We start from the raw sequence: 17,142 nt of genomic DNA, 5'->3' as shown, positions 1-17,142 counted from the left end.
ATACGCATGGCACAAGCGCAAAAAGGCATTTATGCCGAACCGAATTTGCACGGCCTGACCTTGTTACTTAACGTGATGAATGAAGACGTTAGTAACATGCGCCGCAAGCTTGCCCGTATTCCAGCACTTTTTGACGAGCTTGATGAACGTTTTTCAGAAGCTTTACTAAGTGGCTACGTGGCTGTTGGTAGCGATTACTGGGATACGCTGTATCCGCATGAGCGGCCCCCGCAACTTGGGCAGTTTCCTGACTTGCGTGATGGTGACCGGCAAGCGCCGCGAGAACCGGTGGACTTGCTGCTGACGTTAAGGTCGGACCGTTTTGACGTTAACTACCATAGCGCTCGCACGATCCTTGAATGGTTAGGTCATGATGTTGAGTTGATCGAGCAGATCCCGACGTTTCGCTTTATGGATGGCCGTGATCTAACCGGCTTCATTGATGCACCGGAAAATCCACGCGGTATTCGCCGCCGGCAGTTGGCGTTGATTCATGCCGACGACGATGCGGTGTTTGCCAATGGTAGCTATTTGTTCGTGCAAAAGTTCCGTCATGACTTACGCCGCTGGGAGCAAATGACGCAAGAAATGCAAGAGTTTGTGATTGGCCGCAAAAAGCTCACCGGCGAGAAGATTAGCGAAGCGGGTTTGCATATGGTGACGCATGCGCAGAAGGCGAAGATGCAAGATGAGCAAGAGCAGCCATTGCAGATGTTGCGGCAGAATATGCCGTGGGGCGATATGCGTGAGCAGGGCTTGCTGGCAATGTATTTCACTGCGCGGCCGCTGGATGTGGTGCGCTGGCTTAAGCAACGCTATTACGAAGATGACAGTGGCGATTATGACCCGCTGCTAGATTACACCGAGGCGGTCACCAATGCCGCGTACTTTGTGCCTTCGGTCGACTTTTTGAACCGGTTTGCATAAACCCTACCATTTTGACGGTGGTCAATGCGGGAATGTGGTAGCCCGTGGTTCTACCACGGGGTCTGTCGAATTGAACGTACATGGTTGAAATGTCAGGCTGGACCCGTGGTAGAACCACGGGCTACCCAACACTTTCAAACAGCTCGCGGACTTTCTGCAGGGTAAAATCGATATCCGACACCTTTACTGGTGCGATAAAAATGGTGTCGTCACCGGCAATTGTTCCCAATACGCCTTCTTTTTTCCCGACCGAATCCAGCAATCGGGCAATCAGCTGCGCGGCACCGGGTGAGGTACGAATGATCACCATCACATCATTGTGCTGAATATCTAAAACAAGCTGGGATAATGGTGCGCGGGTTGATGGAATACCAAGTTCGGCAGGCAGGCAATAGACCATTTCTTGCCGCGCATTACGGGTACGAACCGCGCCATACTTTGACAGCAAACGAGAGACTTTCGACTGACTGATGTTGTCGTGGCCGCGGGCCTTCATCGCATCTACAATCTCGCTTTGCGAGCCATAGCGTTCCTCTTTCAACAAGCCCTTGAAGGTCTCGATCATTGCATCAGATTTCGCACTAGCCATGTTCCGTCGCTGCCTCTTGTTATTGTTATCTATCGAACCCTTTCGTAAATCAAAAGACAGTCTATCGCACTTGCGCCAAAACGCCTAGCCAGCGCCATCTTGGTTGTAATTTCGGCGGTTTTGCAGTAGTCTTTCGGCACCAAAATTTTCCCCAACCCAACAACTGGATGGAGTCTGAGATGAAAGTTGCAGTTTTAGGTGCAGCTGGCGGAATCGGCCAAGCACTATCATTACTTTTGAAAACCCAATTACCTGCTGGATCTGAGTTGGCGCTGTACGACGTAGCGCCGGTAGTACCAGGTGTTGCTGTTGATCTCAGCCACATCCCAACTGCCGTTAACGTTAAAGGTTACGGTAAAGATGACCTTGCTCCAGCGTTGGTTGGTGCTGACATCGTGCTCATCCCAGCGGGCGTGCCGCGTAAGCCAGGTATGGATCGTTCTGACCTGTTCAACATTAACGCTGGTATCGTTGCGAACTTGGTTGAAGCTATCGCAGACAACTGCCCGAACGCTTGCATTGGTATCATCACTAACCCAGTGAACACCACCGTAGCGATCGCCAAGCGCGTACTCGAGAAGAAGGGCGTTTACAACAAAAACAAATTGTTCGGTGTCACCACTCTTGACGTGATCCGTGCGGAAACTTTTGTTGCTGAAATCCACGGTAAGAACCCAGCAGAAGTGCAAGTTCCAGTTATCGGCGGCCACAGCGGCACGACCATCTTGCCATTGCTGTCACAAACCGGTTTGAGCTTCACAGACGAGCAAATCGAGCAATTGACCCATCGCATCCAGAATGCTGGCACCGAAGTTGTTGAAGCCAAAGCTGGCGGCGGCTCGGCAACCCTTTCTATGGGCCAAGCTGCAGCACGTTTCTGCTTGTCACTCGTGAAAGCACTTGAAGGCGACAACAGCGTGGTCGAGTACACTTACGTTGAAACCGACGGTAAAGACGCGTTGTTCTTTGCTCATCCAGTACGTTTAGGTAAAAACGGTATCGAAGAGATTCTACCGTATGGCGAGCTGAGCGCTTTTGAAGAAAAAGCCAAAGCAGCAATGCTCGACGGCCTGAAAGGCGACATCCAAACAGGCTTGGACTTCGTTAAGTAAGTCGTTTCGACCAATGTAATCTTGTATAACGCTGAGTTAGGATTTCCTTTCTCAGCGTTTTTTTTGGGAGTGTACAAAAGGTGTTTCGATTACAACTACCGCTGTCGCCGACTTATGTCATTCCTCCTTTAGCGTTAGCGGTTATCTTAGCTTGCGCAATGCTGTTGCCAGCGGATGTGCGGCAAACCTTGTTACTCTCGCGTACCGATTTTCATTGGTATACGCTTTTCAGCGCTCAGTTGCTGCATCACAGTTGGTCGCATTTAGCACTCAATCTGGGCGGTATTCTGCTGTGGTGGGCGCTATTCGCCGAAAGTATTCCCCAGAAGCGTTATTGGCTTTTGCTACCCTTAGTTATGGTGGTCAGCTCGTTAGCAGAATGGGCATTGAATGGTGAATTTAGCGTATTTTCAGGCTTCTCGGGCACACTCTATGGCCTTTTTGCCTACAGTGGTGTTACTGAGCTACGCCAGCGAAAACTTATCGGCAGCCTGGTGCTTGTTGCGCTTAGCGCAAAACTCATTCTTGATCTCCTCTATCCCCAGTACGCCAGCGGCGTAGCTGTCCATGCTCATATTGGCGGCGCGCTAATCGGTAGTGCTATTGCATTTCTCAGACCAAATCGCTCACTTTAACCGTCGACGAATCGCATTAAATATTCGACTAATGTCTATAACAGGTTGTTTTTTGATCTAGGCTAAGCTATTTGTAATAGTCTTATGAGCTTACTCATAGGACAAAAATAATAATAGCAACAAGGGGGAAGGTCTCATGGCCACATCAAAAGTGCCTGGGTCTAAAACACGTTTAGCACAGTCGATCAGTTTGGTTTTGTTCGCTGCATCAATTCCACTTCTGACAACTTCAAGCGCTTATGCGCAAGAAGCCAACGATAACCAACAAGAAGAGCAAGTCGAAAAAGCTGAAGAGCGTATCGCTGTTGTAGGTACACGTTCAGCGCCGCGTTCGGTGGGTGATTCAGCCGTGCCGTTGGATATTATTTCGGCCGAAGAGTTTATGGAGCAGGGCTCAACCGACATGATGACGATGATGTCGACGGTGGTGCCTTCGTTTAATGTAAATGACCAACCGATCAACGATGCTTCGACTCTAGTGCGTCCAGCGAACCTGCGTGGTTTGGCTTCGGATCACACACTCGTTCTATGGAACGGTAAGCGCCGTCACCGTTCGGCGGTCATTACTTTTCTTGGCGGTGGTTTGTCAGATGGCGCGCAGGGACCTGATATCTCGACCTTGCCCGCGATTGCCTTAAAGCAGGTAGAAGTACTGCGTGACGGTGCCGCCGCACAGTATGGTTCGGACGCTATCGCCGGGGTAATTAATTTTGTCTTAAAAGATGCCAGTGACGGTGGCTCTGCTGAAGCGCGCTATGGCGAGACCGCAGAAGGCGACGGCGCAATGTACCAAGTTGCTGCTAATGCCGGACTTGAATTGTCCGAACGTGGCTATGCCAACTTTAGTATGGAATACAAGTCTGCCGATCCTACCAGTCGAAGTGTGCAACGCGATGATGCGGCGGCACTCATCGCTGCAGGGAACACGTTCGTGGAAGAGCCGGCGCAAATTTGGGGCACACCAGAAATTAAGTACGACATGAAAGTACTGGGTAATTTTGGCCTCGATTTAGGTGACAACAAAGAAGCTTACTTGTACGCCAACTACGCCGAGCGCGAGATTGAAGGTGGCTTCTACTATCGTAACCCGCACACGCGCGGTGGAGTATATGACGGCGGTACTGATGGCGATGGCAATGCCTTATTACTCGTTGGCGACCTTGATGGCGTAGGTGTAGGAGTTGAATGCCCGCAAGTACAAATTGGCGATAATGTACTTGAAAATCCTAACTATCAAGCGATTGCGGATAACAGTACTGCAGTCGGGGCGAACTGTTTTGCCTTCAATGAAATGTTTCCCGGCGGCTTTACGCCGCGCTTCGGTGGGATTGTCTCGGATGCTGCTTTTGTAGCTGGCACCAATGGCTATACCGATGATGACTGGTTCTACGATGTCAGTATTGGCGTCGGCTACTCCCGTATTGAGTATTTAATCAGCGGTACTGTGAACCCAAGCCTTGGTCCAGATACACCGACGAGCTTTGAGCCGGGTGCGGCAAGTCAACTGGAGAAAAACTTCAACTTTGACCTGAGTAAGGCCATTGATGTTGATGGGTTTTATGATGCGATTAACGTCGCAACTGGTATCGAATATCGCCGTGAAACATTCAAACAAGAAGTCGGTGATCCAGCATCGTACGCGGTCGGCAGTCTTGCTTTCGATCCTGCTACTGGAACGTCGCAAGGGTTTGGCATTGGCTCAAACGGTTTCCCTGGCATTAAACCTGAAGCTGCCGGTGAGTGGAGCCGCGGTAACTGGGCTATTTACGCCGATGCCGAAACCTATTTGACCGCTGACTTCATGATGGGTGTCGCAGTTCGCTACGAGGACTTTACCGACTTCGGTGAAACCTTGAACGGTAAAATCTCAGCGCGGTTACAACTGACCGACGATTGGGCCTTACGTGGTGCGGTGAGCACTGGTTTTAAAGCGCCAACGGTAGGGCAGAGTAATGTGGTGAACGTTACCACAGCCTTCGTTGGTAGCGAGTTACAAGACCAAGCGTTGCTGCCACCGACCAATCCGATTGCGGCACTGAAAGGCGGTAAGCCACTTGAGCCGGAAGAGTCGACTGCCTATAGCTTAGGCTTGGTAGGTGAGTTTGCGAATGGCTTTTACCTCACGGTTGACTACTTTAATGTTGAAGTGAGCGATCGCTTAACCCGTACTTCTGCAATTCCATTAACGCAAGCCGACATTGATGCGTTGCTCGAGCAAGGCATTCGTGACGCCAGTAGCTACAGCAGTGTAGTGTACTTTGCTAATGACTTCCAAACTACCACTCAGGGTATCGATGTTGTTGCGAACTACACCCATGACCTGTGGGACGGCGAAATGAAGTATGGTTTGGCCTATAACTGGACCGACACCACGGTCGATGAGTTTAATCCAGCCTACATCAACTTAGCGAAAGTCATGATGCTTGAAGATAACCTGCCGGAGCATCGCGCCACGCTCACCTTTGATTGGCAACGTGACAAACTCAACACTTTAGTGCGGTTGAACTATTTTGGTGAGTACTATGAAGACCACGTAGATGCTGGTGGTGGCCTGGATATCTTCGCTGGGGCAGAAACCACAGTAGATTTAGAACTGGGTTACAGTTTCACTGAGCAGTGGAAGGTCGCCGGCGGTGCGCGCAACTTATTTGATGAGCGTCCTGACGAGAACCCTTACGCTGGCCTAGTGGGTTCGGAGTATCCGCCAACCTCGCCAATGGGTGTGAACGGTGGATTCTATTATGTAAGAGCACAATATCGCTTCTAATTTTTGCGCAAGCCGTAAAAATAAGCGAAGTCGAAGGGATGGGGGTCGACCCCGTCCCTTTTTCTTTGTAAGATCTTAACCTTCTTATCGTTGTTGGCGACGCCGTATGAAGTTAAATGAGATCTCTGAATTAATGGCTGCCGATATGAAAGGGGTCAACACCCTTATCGGTGACGAGTTAAAATCTGACGTTGCACTTATTAATCAACTTGGTCTTTATATTGTCAACAGTGGTGGTAAGCGTTTGCGTCCGCTGCTTGCCGTCACGGCTGCGCGCGCTGTGGGCTATGAGGGACAAGGTCACCTGACCTTGGCGACGATTATCGAATTCATTCATACCGCCACCTTGCTGCATGACGATGTGGTTGACGCTTCTGAATTGCGCCGTGGGCAAGAAACCGCCAATGCGGTGTTTGGCAACGAAGCCAGCGTGTTGGTAGGTGACTTTCTTTACACGCGGGCATTCCAGCTGATGGTCACGCTCGAATCGATGAAAGTCATGAAGATCTTGGCCGATGCGACCAACGTGATTTCTGAAGGTGAGGTGTTGCAGTTGATGAACTGCAACGATCCAGATACCACAGAAGCCAGCTACTTTGACGTGATCTACGGTAAAACCGGTAAACTTTTTGAAGCGGCAACGCAACTTGGTGCGGTACTCGCTAACGAAAGCACAGAAGTGGAAGAAGCGTTGGCGGCGTATGGTCGTCACCTTGGTACTGCCTTCCAGTTGGTTGATGATCTTTTGGATTACACTGCAGACAGCGAAGTCATGGGCAAGCAAGCCGGTGATGATTTAGCTGAAGGTAAACCGACGTTGCCATTGTTGTATGCCATGTGGCACGGCAATGACGACGAAGCGCAATTGATTCGTGGTGCTATTGAACAAGGCGACGGTCGCGAGCATTTGCAAACGATTTTGGCAGCGATGCGTCGCACTGGCGCATTGGATTACACACGGGATCGGGCATTGAAAGAAGCGCAGCTAGCGCAAGCGCAACTTAAGCTGTTGCCACTATCACAGCACCGCGACGCGTTGCATGCCTTGGCCGACATCGCCATCGACCGCGTCGCGTAGCCCTCACGCCTCCCGTGGTAGCCCGTGGTTCTACCACGGGTTACGTCCGAATTGAATCAAGATGGCCGAAACGTCAGATTAGACCCGTGGTAGAACCACGGGCTACCGAACAGCGAACGCAGTGAGCGCACGAACAGCGAATAGCAAACAGCGCTTTTAGGCCTTTACTCCCGCAGGGAGTTTGTTTATAATTCGCGCCCTGATTTAAAACTAAACTCGCCCAGACGGGCAAATCGGAGAAAGTTATGTACGCAGTATTCCAAAGTGGCGGTAAGCAACACCGTGTTACTGAAGGCCAAATCGTCCGCCTGGAAAAGCTGGAAGCAGCCACTGGTGATGTGGTTGAGTTCGACCAAGTATTAATGCTGTCGAACGGTGACGACGTGAAAATCGGCGCGCCTTTTGTTTCTGGTGGATCCGTTAAAGCGGAAGTGGTCAACCATGGTCGTGCTGACAAGGTGAACATTATCAAGTTCCGTCGTCGTAAGCACCACATGAAACATCAAGGTCATCGTCAGTGGTTCACTGAAGTGAAAATCACTGGTTTTAACGGTTAATTAAGGAGTAACGACACATGGCACACAAAAAAGCTGGTGGTTCAACCAAAAACGGTCGTGACTCAGAAAGTAAACGTCTGGGTGTAAAGCGCTTCGGTGGTGAGTCAGTATTGGCTGGTAGCATCATCGTTCGTCAACGTGGTACTCGTTTCCACGCTGGTGATAACGTAGGTATCGGTCGTGACCACACTTTGTTCGCTAAAGCGGACGGCAAAGTTTCTTTTGCGGAGAAAGGTCCTAAAAACCGCAAATACGTTAGCATCGTTACTGAATAAGTTTCAGTCGCGCTAACGCAAGACAAAGAAACCCCGTCCTTTGTGGCGGGGTTTTTTAATATTCGTAGGTAGGTTTTAAGATGAAGTTTGTAGATGAAGCAGAAATTCGCGTAGAAGCGGGCGACGGCGGTAACGGCGTAGTCAGTTTTCGACGTGAAAAATACATCCCAAAAGGTGGCCCCGATGGCGGTGACGGTGGCGACGGCGGTGACGTTTATCTAGAAGCCGATGAAAACCTAAATACGTTGCTCGATTACCAATTTGAGCATATCCATAAGGCCCAGCGTGGTCAGAACGGTATGGGTAAAAACTGTACCGGAAAACGTGGCGAAGACATTGTTCTTAAGGTGCCGGTAGGTACTCGTGCAACTGATCAAGAAACCGGAGAAACCCTTGGTGATTTAACCAAGCACGGTATGCGCCGCATGGTTGCGAAAGGCGGTTTCCATGGCCTTGGTAATGCGCGCTTCAAAAGCAGCACCAACCGTGCACCGCGGCAGAAAACCATGGGCACCCCGGGCGAGATTCGTACGCTTAAGCTGGAACTGATGCTACTTGCTGATGTAGGCCTCTTAGGTATGCCGAATGCTGGTAAGTCGACTTTTATTCGCTCGGTGTCTGCCGCCAAGCCGAAAGTTGCCGACTATCCATTTACCACGCTGGTACCGAACCTTGGTGTTGTGCGCCCAGTGCCACACGCAACTTTTGTTATCGCCGATATTCCTGGTTTGATCGAAGGTGCTGCTGAAGGCGCCGGTCTAGGTATTCAGTTCCTCAAGCATCTTGAGCGCTGTGGCTTGTTGCTGCATCTTGTCGATTTGGCGCCGTACGATGGCACAGATCCAAGCACCCAAGCGGTAACCATCGTCAATGAACTGAAAAAATACAGCCCCAAACTTGCTGATAAGCCCCGTTGGCTGGTGGTCAATAAAGTCGATTTGTTGACGGACGAAGAAGCGGAAGAGCGCTTGCAAGAACTGAAAGCTGCCCTTGATTGGGACGGCCCAGTTTATAAAATTTCTGCCCTCAGCAACAAAGGTACTGAGCAGTTGTGCAAAGAGATCATGACGTATCTCGAACAACTGCCGAAGCCAAGCGCGGAAGAAGAAGCAGATCAAGCACAGCAAACGACAGAATTTAAATGGGATACGTATCATCAAGAGCAGCTTGACGGCGTCGATGATGACGACGATGATGATGACTTTGATGACGACGACTACGACGTCGAAGTGATCTACCAAAAATAAAAACGGTTATTCGTTGTAGCCCGTGGTTCTACCACGGGTAACGCCCGAATTGAACCAACATGGTCAAAACGTCAGATGGGACCCGTGGTAGAACCACGGGGTACCACGAAGCACGAACCACGGGGTTTTTATGCGGATTGCATTGATTGCGGCTATGGCAAACGATCGCGTCATCGGCAAAGATGGCGCTATGCCCTGGCACCTACCTGCAGAACTACAACACTTCAAACGCATCACCCTCGGCAAGCCTGTCGTAATGGGTCGAGCGACCTTCGAATCGATTGGGCGGCCGTTGCCTGGACGCCTGAACATTGTCTTAAGTCGTCGGTACCAACAACCCTATGAAGACGAGCAGGGCGTGGTGTGGGTCAGTGACCCTGAACAGGCGGTAGCTGCCGCTGGTGAAACCGATGAGCTGATGATCATAGGCGGTGGTCACGTTTATAACGAATTTTTGCCCCATGCGCAGCGTTTGTATATTACCGAAATTGATGTGAACGTCGAAGGTGATACGTGGTTCCCTGACTTTCAAGCCTTAGGTGAGTGGCAGCTGCGCGAGCAAGTCGAGCATCCGAGTGATGCAAAAAATCCGCACATGTTCAGAACGTTAGTTTACGATCGCGTGACTTCTGAACGATAATTAAGCAGCGTCAATGTGAAAAATTGGTAAGCAAAAGCGCTTACATTAACAATTTATTCCGTTGTAACCCGTAAAACAGCGGGGTAGGATGACGTTGTTTTGGGGAAAACAAAGGTCGCTCTGATGTTCAAATGCGTTTCATACGGACTTGCCACTGCAATGGCAATTACGATGCTAACGGCACCAGCACAACCCGCTTACGCGCAATATCGATTTGCCTCCGAAGAAATTGCTTTGGTGTTTTGCGCCTATGTACGAGATAACGACACCAGCAGGCTACAAAATAAGATGCGGGAGTTGCGTATCCGCATGCGTGATGTTTATTCAAGCATCCGCTGTAATGGTGCGTCACTCATCCAGTTTGCTCTCAAAACCAATTCCCACGATGTCGGTTCATTTATCGTTCGCAGCGTTCCTTTGAATGATCTGCGTGACGCTGGCGATTATGAGTGGGCCCTCGAAAACGGTTATGGTGATACCGTTATTGGTCAAGCGCTAAGCGACCGCCAACCGCAACCCAATACCTTCTAAGTTCAACCTCTGCCATATTTATTTACAGTTTCTAGTCTTTTTAATAGCAAGGCAAAGCGGTAGACTGCATTCATTGATTACAAATGGATAACAACGCATGAAAACTGTAATAGCGCCTTGGCTGCTTCTCGCAGGAATCATTTCGACCCCTGTCGTGGCGCAAGAGCAAGCTTCAGTTGAGCCTCAGCAAGGTACAGCTGACTTGCAACTTGAGCAGTGCTACTTAGATAACATTTCCGAGCAAGTACAGTGCGGTAGCCTTGAAGTTCCTGAGAACTATGCTGAGCCGAACGGCCGCAAACTGTCCATTCACTTCGCGGTGCTCCCAGCGATACGTGAAAACAAGCAAGCGGACCCTTTACTTATTCTCGCCGGCGGGCCAGGACAAGCTGCTACGGAATTGGCGGCAATGATCAATCGCATCTTCCAAAGTGTGCGGCAACAGCGCGACATTTTATTAATCGATCAGCGTGGCACCGGCCAGTCAGCACCATTGTCCTGTGACTTGAATCACGTCGAAGAGTTAGTCAAAGCTGACGACGACATCGATTTGGCGGCGGTCGCAAGCGACTGCCTTGCCGAGTATACAGACCGCGATTTAACCCAATACCACACGGTCAATGCGATCCGTGACTTCGAGGCAGTCCGCGAGGCCTTAGGCTATGCACAAGTGAACTTATACGGCGGCTCTTACGGTTCGCGCGCAGGGCTTGTGTATTTACGTGAAGCGGGTGAATCGGTTCGCGCCGCTGTGCTGGATGCCTTAGCACCAGTACAAGTAGTGGTGGGACCTTTCGGTCGGCACGGTGCGATGTCGTTTGCCAAGTTACTGGAAAACTGTGCGGCTGCAGAAGACTGTAGTGCTACTTTTCCGAACCTTGAGCGCACCTACACTGATTTAATGACGCGTTTAGAAAACAACCCAGTACCGTTAACAGTACGCGATCCGTTGACCAACGAACCGGTGGATATTCTTATTACCGCCGGACGTTTCAGTTCGGTTATGCGAGTGGGCTTGTATCACCCAACCACACGGCAAATGCTGCCATTTGTGATTCAGCAAACGGCGAATGGCGATTACACGCCGCTAACCGGTCTGCTGGGTAGCACCATGGCACAATCTGAGCTTTATATGGGCTTAACGCTCAGCGTGCTGTGTAGCGAAGACCTGCCACGAGCCAGCGACGAACTGCTAGCGGAAGATGGTGATAATACCTTTATTGGCAGCCGTACTGGCGACGCGTTCATAGAAATGTGCTCGGTCTGGCCGACTGCAGAAAGACCGAGCGACTGGTTTAACCCCGTCGAAAGCTCGGTGCCAACCTTGTTACTTTCGGGTGAACTCGATCCGGTAACACCACCCGCGTGGGGGGAATTGGCTGGCGAAACGCTTACGCAGTCGCGGCATTTGGTTGCGCCGCATGGTGCACACACGATTGTGGGACACACCTGTGCAAACAAGTTAGCAGCGCAATTTATTAACGATCGCGACCTTGCCGCACTCGACGAAAGCTGCTTATTGGAGCAGCGCCCACAACCTTTCATCTTGAATAGTAACGGTAAAGGATTATAAGAGAGCCACCATGATCGAAGTAAAATCATTACAAAAAGCCTTCGGTAAAGTGACTGCTCTGGACGGCCTGACGTTTAGTGCTCCAGAAGGACAAATCACTGGCTTGCTGGGGCCCAATGGGGCCGGTAAAACCACCTGTTTACGTACCATTTATGGTTTATTAAAAGCGGATAGCGGCGAAGCGCTCATCGACGGCGTTGATGCGAACAAAGACCCGTTGGCAGTACGCCGCAAAATAGGTATTTTTCCAGATAAATTTGGCTTGTACGAGCGACTGACGGCACGTGAGCAAATCAGTTATTTCGCAACCTTGCATGGTATGGAAGGAGAAGCTGGTGATGCCGCAGTAGCTGAAGTACTTAGCCGTCTCGATATGAATGCCATTGCCGATCGTCGCGCGACAGGATTCTCGCAAGGTCAACGTATGAAAGTTGCGCTTGCCCAGGCCATCGTGCATCGTCCTAAGCATCTTATTTTGGATGAGCCAAGTCGCGGTCTCGATGTAATGAGCACGCGTATTTTACGTGACCTATTACGTGAACTTCGTGACCAAGGCACTAGTATTTTGTTTTCGAGTCATGTCATGCAAGAAGTCGCCGCACTTTGTGACCAAGTGGTCGTCGTTGCGGCAGGTAAAGTTGCGGCCCAAGGAACGCCAACCGAACTTTGTGAGCAAACTGGGGAAAGTGCTTTAGAAGAAGCCTTTGTGAAGATTATCGGTACCGACGAGGGCATTGCAGCATGAAGTCACCCATAACTATTGTTTTTCGCAAAGAACTTAAAGATGCCCTACGGGATAAGCGTTCGGTGATGGCAGCGATGTCTTATGCCTTTTTCGGTCCGTTACTGATGGCGGTAGCATTTTACGTGCTGATCAGCCAGCTTACTGACGACAGTGATGTAAAGATCGACATTGAGGGTGCCGCGCATGCACCGGCATTTGTTGAGCATCTTGAACGCAACGGTGTGGTGCAACGTGACGAAGCTTGGCCAGCTGGGCAGCAGCCGATCGTGTTAGCGATTGCTGAGGGTTGGGATGAAAGCATAGCCACCGCACAGCCGGCGAAAGTGACGCTGACGGCAGATTTCTCGTCGCAAAAGCAACGCACCGATATTCGTCGGGTTGAATCAGCAGTTGAAAACTACAGCAAGCAATTGAGCTATATTCGATTGCAGATGCGTGGCATCGATCCTCGTATTACCCAAGGTGTCGACTTGGTTAAGCATGACACCGCCACCAAAGGTTCTAAAGCCGCTATTTTGATGGGTAGTGTGCTGATTTTCATCCTGCTCTCGGTGTTTTTCTCGGGGATGAACGTCGCCATTGATATTAGCGCCGGTGAACGTGAACGCAATTCGTTAGAACTATTGCTATCACAACCGTTGACGACCCATCAGTTGGTGTGGGGTAAGTCACTGGCGGCGTCGGCATTTGCCATGTTTGGCGGTCTACTTAGTGCAATTCTGATTCCAATTATTTTTAAATTCTTACCATTGCATGAAATTGGCATGAGTGTGTCACTTGCGTGGCCAATGATCCTGCTCATTATTGTGTTGTTGGTACCTTTGGCGCTGTTGGCAACGGCGTTACAGCTGTTTGTCTCGTTCCGAGCGAAGAGCTTTAAAGAAGCGCAGACCTACATTTCGTTGTTGTTGATGGCGCCGATGCTGATAGTGTTTGGTGTTGAGTTTGCCAAAGTGAAGAACCAGGTGCTGTATTACTTGCCGTTAACCGGCCAACACCAAGCATTGCTCGACATTATTAAGGGCGAGCCGCTGCAATGGGTGGCGATGGGCATTAGTGCGCTGACAACATTTGTCGTGTCGATACTATTGCTGAAGTTGATCAGCCGTATGCTGAGCAGTGAGAAAGTGGTATTTGGCCTGTAAAGCGTTACAGGCTGCGCCACCGCGCAAGTTGGTAAAAAGCCCATTGGCCGACACGGCGTAAATGCGGCAACGGAAATTTAGGTAGTGCCGATTGGTAAAATGGCAGAGCTGGCAGTTCTTCTCCCATCGCTAGCTCTGCCAAACGCTGCCCAGCGAGTTGGCTAAAGGTCACGCCTGCTCCGCAATACCCCATGCTAGTAAAAATCCCCGGTGCTGGAGTATAGATCCGTGGGTAGTTGTCCAACGCAACATTGACCCAGCCACTCCAATAGAAATCGGGCGGGGCATTGGTAAGTTCTTTTAAGGCTGGGAATGTGCCACGCAATGCTTCGAGCAAATGGCGCGCATAACGTGGGTGATGAGCATCTTTACCGCGAATAGCGCCGCGTCCACCAAACATCAGACGACCATCAGGTAATAACCGGTAATAGTATTTCAGCGTGCGTGTATCCATGACCAACTCGGTACTTTGCAGGCCTATCGCAATCTTCTCGTCCGCCGTCAATGGGCGCGTAACAATCACACTTGAAAGCACCGGAAGACTCCGGCCATGATTGCTTGGATGCAGGTGGTTAGGCGTATAGCCATTGGTTGCGATAACGACTTTCGGGGCGCAAATGCGACCTTTACCGGTATGTAGACGGTGAAGTTGTTCAACCCGATCCCACTGTTTCACCGGCGCATCTTCGATAATGCTCACGCCAGCAGCCGATGCTTGACGCGCCACACTTGCCAAAAGCAGCAAAGGATTAAGGCCGAAACTTTGTGGGTAATGAATTGCGGCGTGGGCCTGCGGGCTATGCACTCGTGCTTGAATGCCTGCGGCATCGAGCCATTTGGTTGCAGGTTCATAGCGTTTTAAGATGTTAAAGCTTGCCCGTAAGGACTCGATGGCTTGTGGATTGTGGGCAATTTTCAGGTAGCCGCCGCGTTGCGCCTCTAACCCAGCAGGACAAGCATCGACATGACGTTGTAGCCGTGCGAATGCGTGCTCATATTCGTCCTTAATCGCTTGGGTAACGTCGACGCCAACGCGTTTCTCCCAATCCCCGTAACCAAGCCGTCCGGTTCCAGGCATGGCGAAGCCTGCATTACGAGTAGAGCAGCCCCAACCAAGCTTGTTTGCCTCGAGCAGCACGACCTGTTGGCCAAAGCGCTCAGCAAGCTCTAAGGCCGCATTTAAGCCGGTGTAGCCGCCACCAATAACGATGATATCGGCATGTTCTGGCAGCGCAGCATTAGCGTTTGGGAGTTGTGCAAGCTCAGCACCATGGCGCGCTTGCCAATAACTTCGTACATGCGGTTGCGCAGGACCAGGAAAGTCATCGACAAGCGGATCGTACATGGGCGTTAACTCTTAAGTATCGAAACGTAAAATCATCTCACCTGCTGTGCAATGACAGATGCCATCACAGACGGGGCAGTGGTAGCCGCCGTGTACCGAGAGCTCGTACCAACGGTCAGGGTGTTCATTGACCATCGCACCGCCGCAGCGGGTGAAGTAAGAGTATGCACTATTATTTGGGCTTTGCATCCAAATATGCGCAAGGCCGGCTTTACAGCCAAGTTGCTGCGCAGCAGCCGTTGAGCGCTCAAGGAGCCCACGGCCAACACCTAACCCACGGCTAATTTCGGCAACCGCCGCGCATTTAAAGTAGCACATATGCTCGGGCGCAACGGGCCACTTGGTTGGCGTACAATACGCATCGATGTCCCATTTACCAGGCGCGAAGGTTAGGCGAATGCCTGCTAACTCACCATCGACAAAGGCTAGCCAGTTCAGGTTCACACCATTTAATTGCCCGCGCTCAACGTAGTCGGCAAGGTTTTCTTCGGTTAGGTAATTGTCACCGTGAACACGGTTACCTAATTCAATAACGGCCGTATGATCAGCGGCCGTTAGTTCGCGGTAGGTGACTACCGGTTGTTTCTGCGTCATTGTTGACACCATTCGTTTTAGTAGCGGTACTCGTCCGTCTTAAACGGGCCTTCTACATTCACGTGAATGTAATCAGCTTGCTCTTGCGTTAGTTTGGTCATTACGCCGCTGAAGCCCTGCACCATGTAGCGCGCGACCTCTTCGTCAAGCTGTTTAGGTAAAACTTCAACGCGCAGCTTGTCAGCTTTTTGATCGGCTGGCAAGTCAGCAAACTTTTCGTCAAACAAGTGAAGTTGCGCCAAGACTTGGTTTGCAAACGAACCGTCCATGATCCGACTTGGATGACCCGTCGCGTTACCAAGGTTCACCAAGCGCCCTTCGGACAACAACAGCAGGTAGTCGTTATCGTCGTCACTGCGGTAAATTTTGTGTACCTGTGGCTTCACTTCATCCCAGCGCCAGTTCTTGCGCATGTAAGCGGTGTCGATTTCATTGTCAAAGTGACCGATGTTACACACCACAGCAGTTGATTTTAGTGCTGCAAGCATGTGGCGATCACAGACGTTGACGTTACCGGTAGTGGTCACGATCAAATCGATCATTTGCAGAAGTTCTTTGTTGATGCCGCTCGCGTCACCGGTGTTCACACCGTTGATGTAAGGTGATACAACTTCGTAACCGTCCATGCAGGCTTGCATAGCGCAAATAGGATCGATTTCTGCAACGCGCACGATCATGCCTTCTTGGCGTAAACTTGCCGCTGAGCCTTTACCTACGTCACCGTATCCAATGACCAAGGCTTTTTTACCTGAGAGCAAGTGGTCGGTAGCACGCTTGATTGCATCGTTTAATGAGTGACGGCAGCCATATTTGTTGTCGTTCTTCGATTTGGTAACCGAGTCGTTGACGTTAATCGCAGGAACTTTCAACGTGCCGTGCTTCAACATTTCCAGCAAACGGTGCACACCCGTAGTGGTTTCTTCAGTGATACCGTGCACTTTGTCGAGCATTTGTGGATACTTGTCATGGATCAACAGGGTCAAGTCACCACCATCATCTAAAATCATGTTGGCATCCCATAGCTCACCGTCTTTGTGGCAGGTTTGCTCAAGGCACCATTCGTATTCTTCTTCCGTCTCACCTTTCCACGCAAACACCGGTACACCGGCGGCAGCCATCGCGGCTGCAGCATGGTCTTGAGTCGAGAAGATGTTACACGAGGACCAACGCACTTCCGCGCCAAGCTCAATCAAGGTTTCGATCAGCACTGCGGTCTGAATGGTCATGTGAATACAGCCGATAATACGCGCGCCTTGCAGTGGCTTTTGTGCGGCGTATTTACGGCGAATGGTCATCAGTGCCGGCATTTCTGATTCGGCGATAGAAATTTCTTTACGACCCCAGTCGGCAAGACTGATATCGGCAACTTTGTAATCTGACAT

General features: G+C 50.7%; 17 protein-coding genes. 13 read left to right on the top strand and 4 right to left on the bottom strand.

Going from position 1 to position 17,142, the window contains the following annotated elements:
- Positions 1-6 precede the first annotated feature (6 nt).
- Positions 7-927 carry a Dyp-type peroxidase gene (locus tag CWI70_RS06305; RefSeq protein ID WP_126771540.1) on the top strand — a complete coding sequence of 307 codons (921 nt, stop codon included), beginning with the start codon at positions 7-9 and terminating at the stop codon, positions 925-927.
- A 121-nt stretch (positions 928-1,048) separates the two neighbouring features.
- Here CWI70_RS06305 and argR read toward each other — a convergent pair whose 3' ends face one another.
- Complete coding sequence (gene argR / locus CWI70_RS06300) at positions 1,049-1,516, bottom strand: transcriptional regulator ArgR (protein ID WP_126771538.1); 468 nt, start codon at positions 1,514-1,516, stop codon at positions 1,049-1,051.
- 179 nt (positions 1,517-1,695) lie between these two features.
- On the opposite strand from argR, the gene mdh reads away from it, so the two are divergent.
- From mdh to CWI70_RS06240, 12 genes are all read left to right on the top strand, one after another.
- A complete protein-coding gene (mdh, locus tag CWI70_RS06295) occupies positions 1,696-2,628 on the top strand; it encodes a malate dehydrogenase (protein ID WP_126771536.1) in 933 nt (310 codons plus the stop codon).
- 80 nt (positions 2,629-2,708) lie between these two features.
- On the top strand, positions 2,709-3,263 hold the full coding sequence (locus CWI70_RS06290) for a rhomboid family intramembrane serine protease (protein WP_126771534.1): 555 nt from the start codon (positions 2,709-2,711) through the stop codon (positions 3,261-3,263).
- A gap of 136 nt (positions 3,264-3,399) precedes the next feature.
- Positions 3,400-6,030, top strand: coding sequence for a TonB-dependent receptor plug domain-containing protein (locus CWI70_RS06285; RefSeq protein ID WP_241967833.1), 2,631 nt, complete (start codon positions 3,400-3,402; stop codon positions 6,028-6,030).
- 106 nt (positions 6,031-6,136) lie between these two features.
- Positions 6,137-7,108, top strand: a complete 972-nt coding sequence (ispB, locus tag CWI70_RS06280; protein WP_126771532.1) for an octaprenyl diphosphate synthase — start codon at positions 6,137-6,139, stop codon at positions 7,106-7,108.
- Between the two features lie 245 nt (positions 7,109-7,353).
- Entirely contained in the window at positions 7,354-7,665 is a 312-nt protein-coding gene (gene rplU, locus CWI70_RS06275) for a 50S ribosomal protein L21 (RefSeq protein ID WP_126771530.1), read from the top strand.
- A gap of 17 nt (positions 7,666-7,682) precedes the next feature.
- Entirely contained in the window at positions 7,683-7,940 is a 258-nt protein-coding gene (rpmA, locus tag CWI70_RS06270; protein WP_126771528.1) for a 50S ribosomal protein L27, read from the top strand.
- 80 nt (positions 7,941-8,020) lie between these two features.
- Positions 8,021-9,187, top strand: a complete 1,167-nt coding sequence (gene cgtA, locus CWI70_RS06265; RefSeq protein ID WP_126771526.1) for an Obg family GTPase CgtA — start codon at positions 8,021-8,023, stop codon at positions 9,185-9,187.
- A gap of 130 nt (positions 9,188-9,317) precedes the next feature.
- The gene (gene folA, locus CWI70_RS06260) at positions 9,318-9,827 is read left to right on the top strand and encodes a type 3 dihydrofolate reductase (RefSeq protein ID WP_126771525.1); all 510 of its coding nucleotides are present in this window, start codon (positions 9,318-9,320) and stop codon (positions 9,825-9,827) included.
- A 159-nt stretch (positions 9,828-9,986) separates the two neighbouring features.
- Positions 9,987-10,358, top strand: a complete 372-nt coding sequence (locus CWI70_RS06255; protein ID WP_157980877.1) for a DUF3718 domain-containing protein — start codon at positions 9,987-9,989, stop codon at positions 10,356-10,358.
- A 97-nt stretch (positions 10,359-10,455) separates the two neighbouring features.
- On the top strand, positions 10,456-11,931 hold the full coding sequence (locus CWI70_RS06250) for an alpha/beta hydrolase (protein WP_126771521.1): 1,476 nt from the start codon (positions 10,456-10,458) through the stop codon (positions 11,929-11,931).
- Between the two features lie 10 nt (positions 11,932-11,941).
- A complete protein-coding gene (locus tag CWI70_RS06245) occupies positions 11,942-12,676 on the top strand; it encodes an ABC transporter ATP-binding protein (RefSeq protein WP_126771519.1) in 735 nt (244 codons plus the stop codon).
- Entirely contained in the window at positions 12,673-13,821 is a 1,149-nt protein-coding gene (locus tag CWI70_RS06240; RefSeq protein ID WP_126771517.1) for an ABC transporter permease, read from the top strand. The genes CWI70_RS06245 and CWI70_RS06240 overlap by 4 nt, the downstream gene beginning before the upstream one ends.
- 4 nt (positions 13,822-13,825) lie before the next feature.
- On the opposite strand, the gene CWI70_RS06235 is transcribed toward CWI70_RS06240, so the two are convergent.
- From CWI70_RS06235 to ahcY, 3 genes are read right to left on the bottom strand one after another with little or no spacing between them, the layout of a single operon-like run.
- Entirely contained in the window at positions 13,826-15,166 is a 1,341-nt protein-coding gene (locus tag CWI70_RS06235; protein WP_126771515.1) for an NAD(P)/FAD-dependent oxidoreductase, read from the bottom strand.
- Between the two features lie 12 nt (positions 15,167-15,178).
- Positions 15,179-15,760, bottom strand: a complete 582-nt coding sequence (locus CWI70_RS06230) for a GNAT family N-acetyltransferase (RefSeq protein WP_126771513.1) — start codon at positions 15,758-15,760, stop codon at positions 15,179-15,181.
- Between the two features lie 17 nt (positions 15,761-15,777).
- A complete protein-coding gene (gene ahcY / locus CWI70_RS06225; protein WP_126771511.1) occupies positions 15,778-17,142 on the bottom strand; it encodes an adenosylhomocysteinase in 1,365 nt (454 codons plus the stop codon).

Origin of the sequence: Pseudidiomarina homiensis (assembly GCF_003987225.1) — a bacterium.
Lineage (GTDB): Bacteria > Pseudomonadota > Gammaproteobacteria > Enterobacterales > Alteromonadaceae > Pseudidiomarina > Pseudidiomarina homiensis.
Note: the sequence above shows the minus strand (reverse complement) of the source record. Positions and strands in the feature narration are given on the sequence as shown.

Coding starts and splice junctions, on each gene's coding strand:
- CWI70_RS06305 (WP_126771540.1), top strand. CDS start 7: ATGGCACAAGCGCAAAAAGGCATTTATGCCGAACCGAATTTGCACGGC.
- CWI70_RS06235 (WP_126771515.1), bottom strand. CDS start 15,166: ATGTACGATCCGCTTGTCGATGACTTTCCTGGTCCTGCGCAACCGCAT.
- CWI70_RS06285 (WP_241967833.1), top strand. CDS start 3,400: ATGGCCACATCAAAAGTGCCTGGGTCTAAAACACGTTTAGCACAGTCG.
- folA (WP_126771525.1), top strand. CDS start 9,318: ATGCGGATTGCATTGATTGCGGCTATGGCAAACGATCGCGTCATCGGC.
- CWI70_RS06245 (WP_126771519.1), top strand. CDS start 11,942: ATGATCGAAGTAAAATCATTACAAAAAGCCTTCGGTAAAGTGACTGCT.
- rplU (WP_126771530.1), top strand. CDS start 7,354: ATGTACGCAGTATTCCAAAGTGGCGGTAAGCAACACCGTGTTACTGAA.
- rpmA (WP_126771528.1), top strand. CDS start 7,683: ATGGCACACAAAAAAGCTGGTGGTTCAACCAAAAACGGTCGTGACTCA.
- CWI70_RS06255 (WP_157980877.1), top strand. CDS start 9,987: ATGGCAATTACGATGCTAACGGCACCAGCACAACCCGCTTACGCGCAA.
- CWI70_RS06230 (WP_126771513.1), bottom strand. CDS start 15,760: ATGACGCAGAAACAACCGGTAGTCACCTACCGCGAACTAACGGCCGCT.
- ahcY (WP_126771511.1), bottom strand. CDS start 17,142: ATGTCAGATTACAAAGTTGCCGATATCAGTCTTGCCGACTGGGGTCGT.
- CWI70_RS06250 (WP_126771521.1), top strand. CDS start 10,456: ATGAAAACTGTAATAGCGCCTTGGCTGCTTCTCGCAGGAATCATTTCG.
- CWI70_RS06240 (WP_126771517.1), top strand. CDS start 12,673: ATGAAGTCACCCATAACTATTGTTTTTCGCAAAGAACTTAAAGATGCC.
- ispB (WP_126771532.1), top strand. CDS start 6,137: ATGAAGTTAAATGAGATCTCTGAATTAATGGCTGCCGATATGAAAGGG.
- argR (WP_126771538.1), bottom strand. CDS start 1,516: ATGGCTAGTGCGAAATCTGATGCAATGATCGAGACCTTCAAGGGCTTG.
- cgtA (WP_126771526.1), top strand. CDS start 8,021: ATGAAGTTTGTAGATGAAGCAGAAATTCGCGTAGAAGCGGGCGACGGC.
- mdh (WP_126771536.1), top strand. CDS start 1,696: ATGAAAGTTGCAGTTTTAGGTGCAGCTGGCGGAATCGGCCAAGCACTA.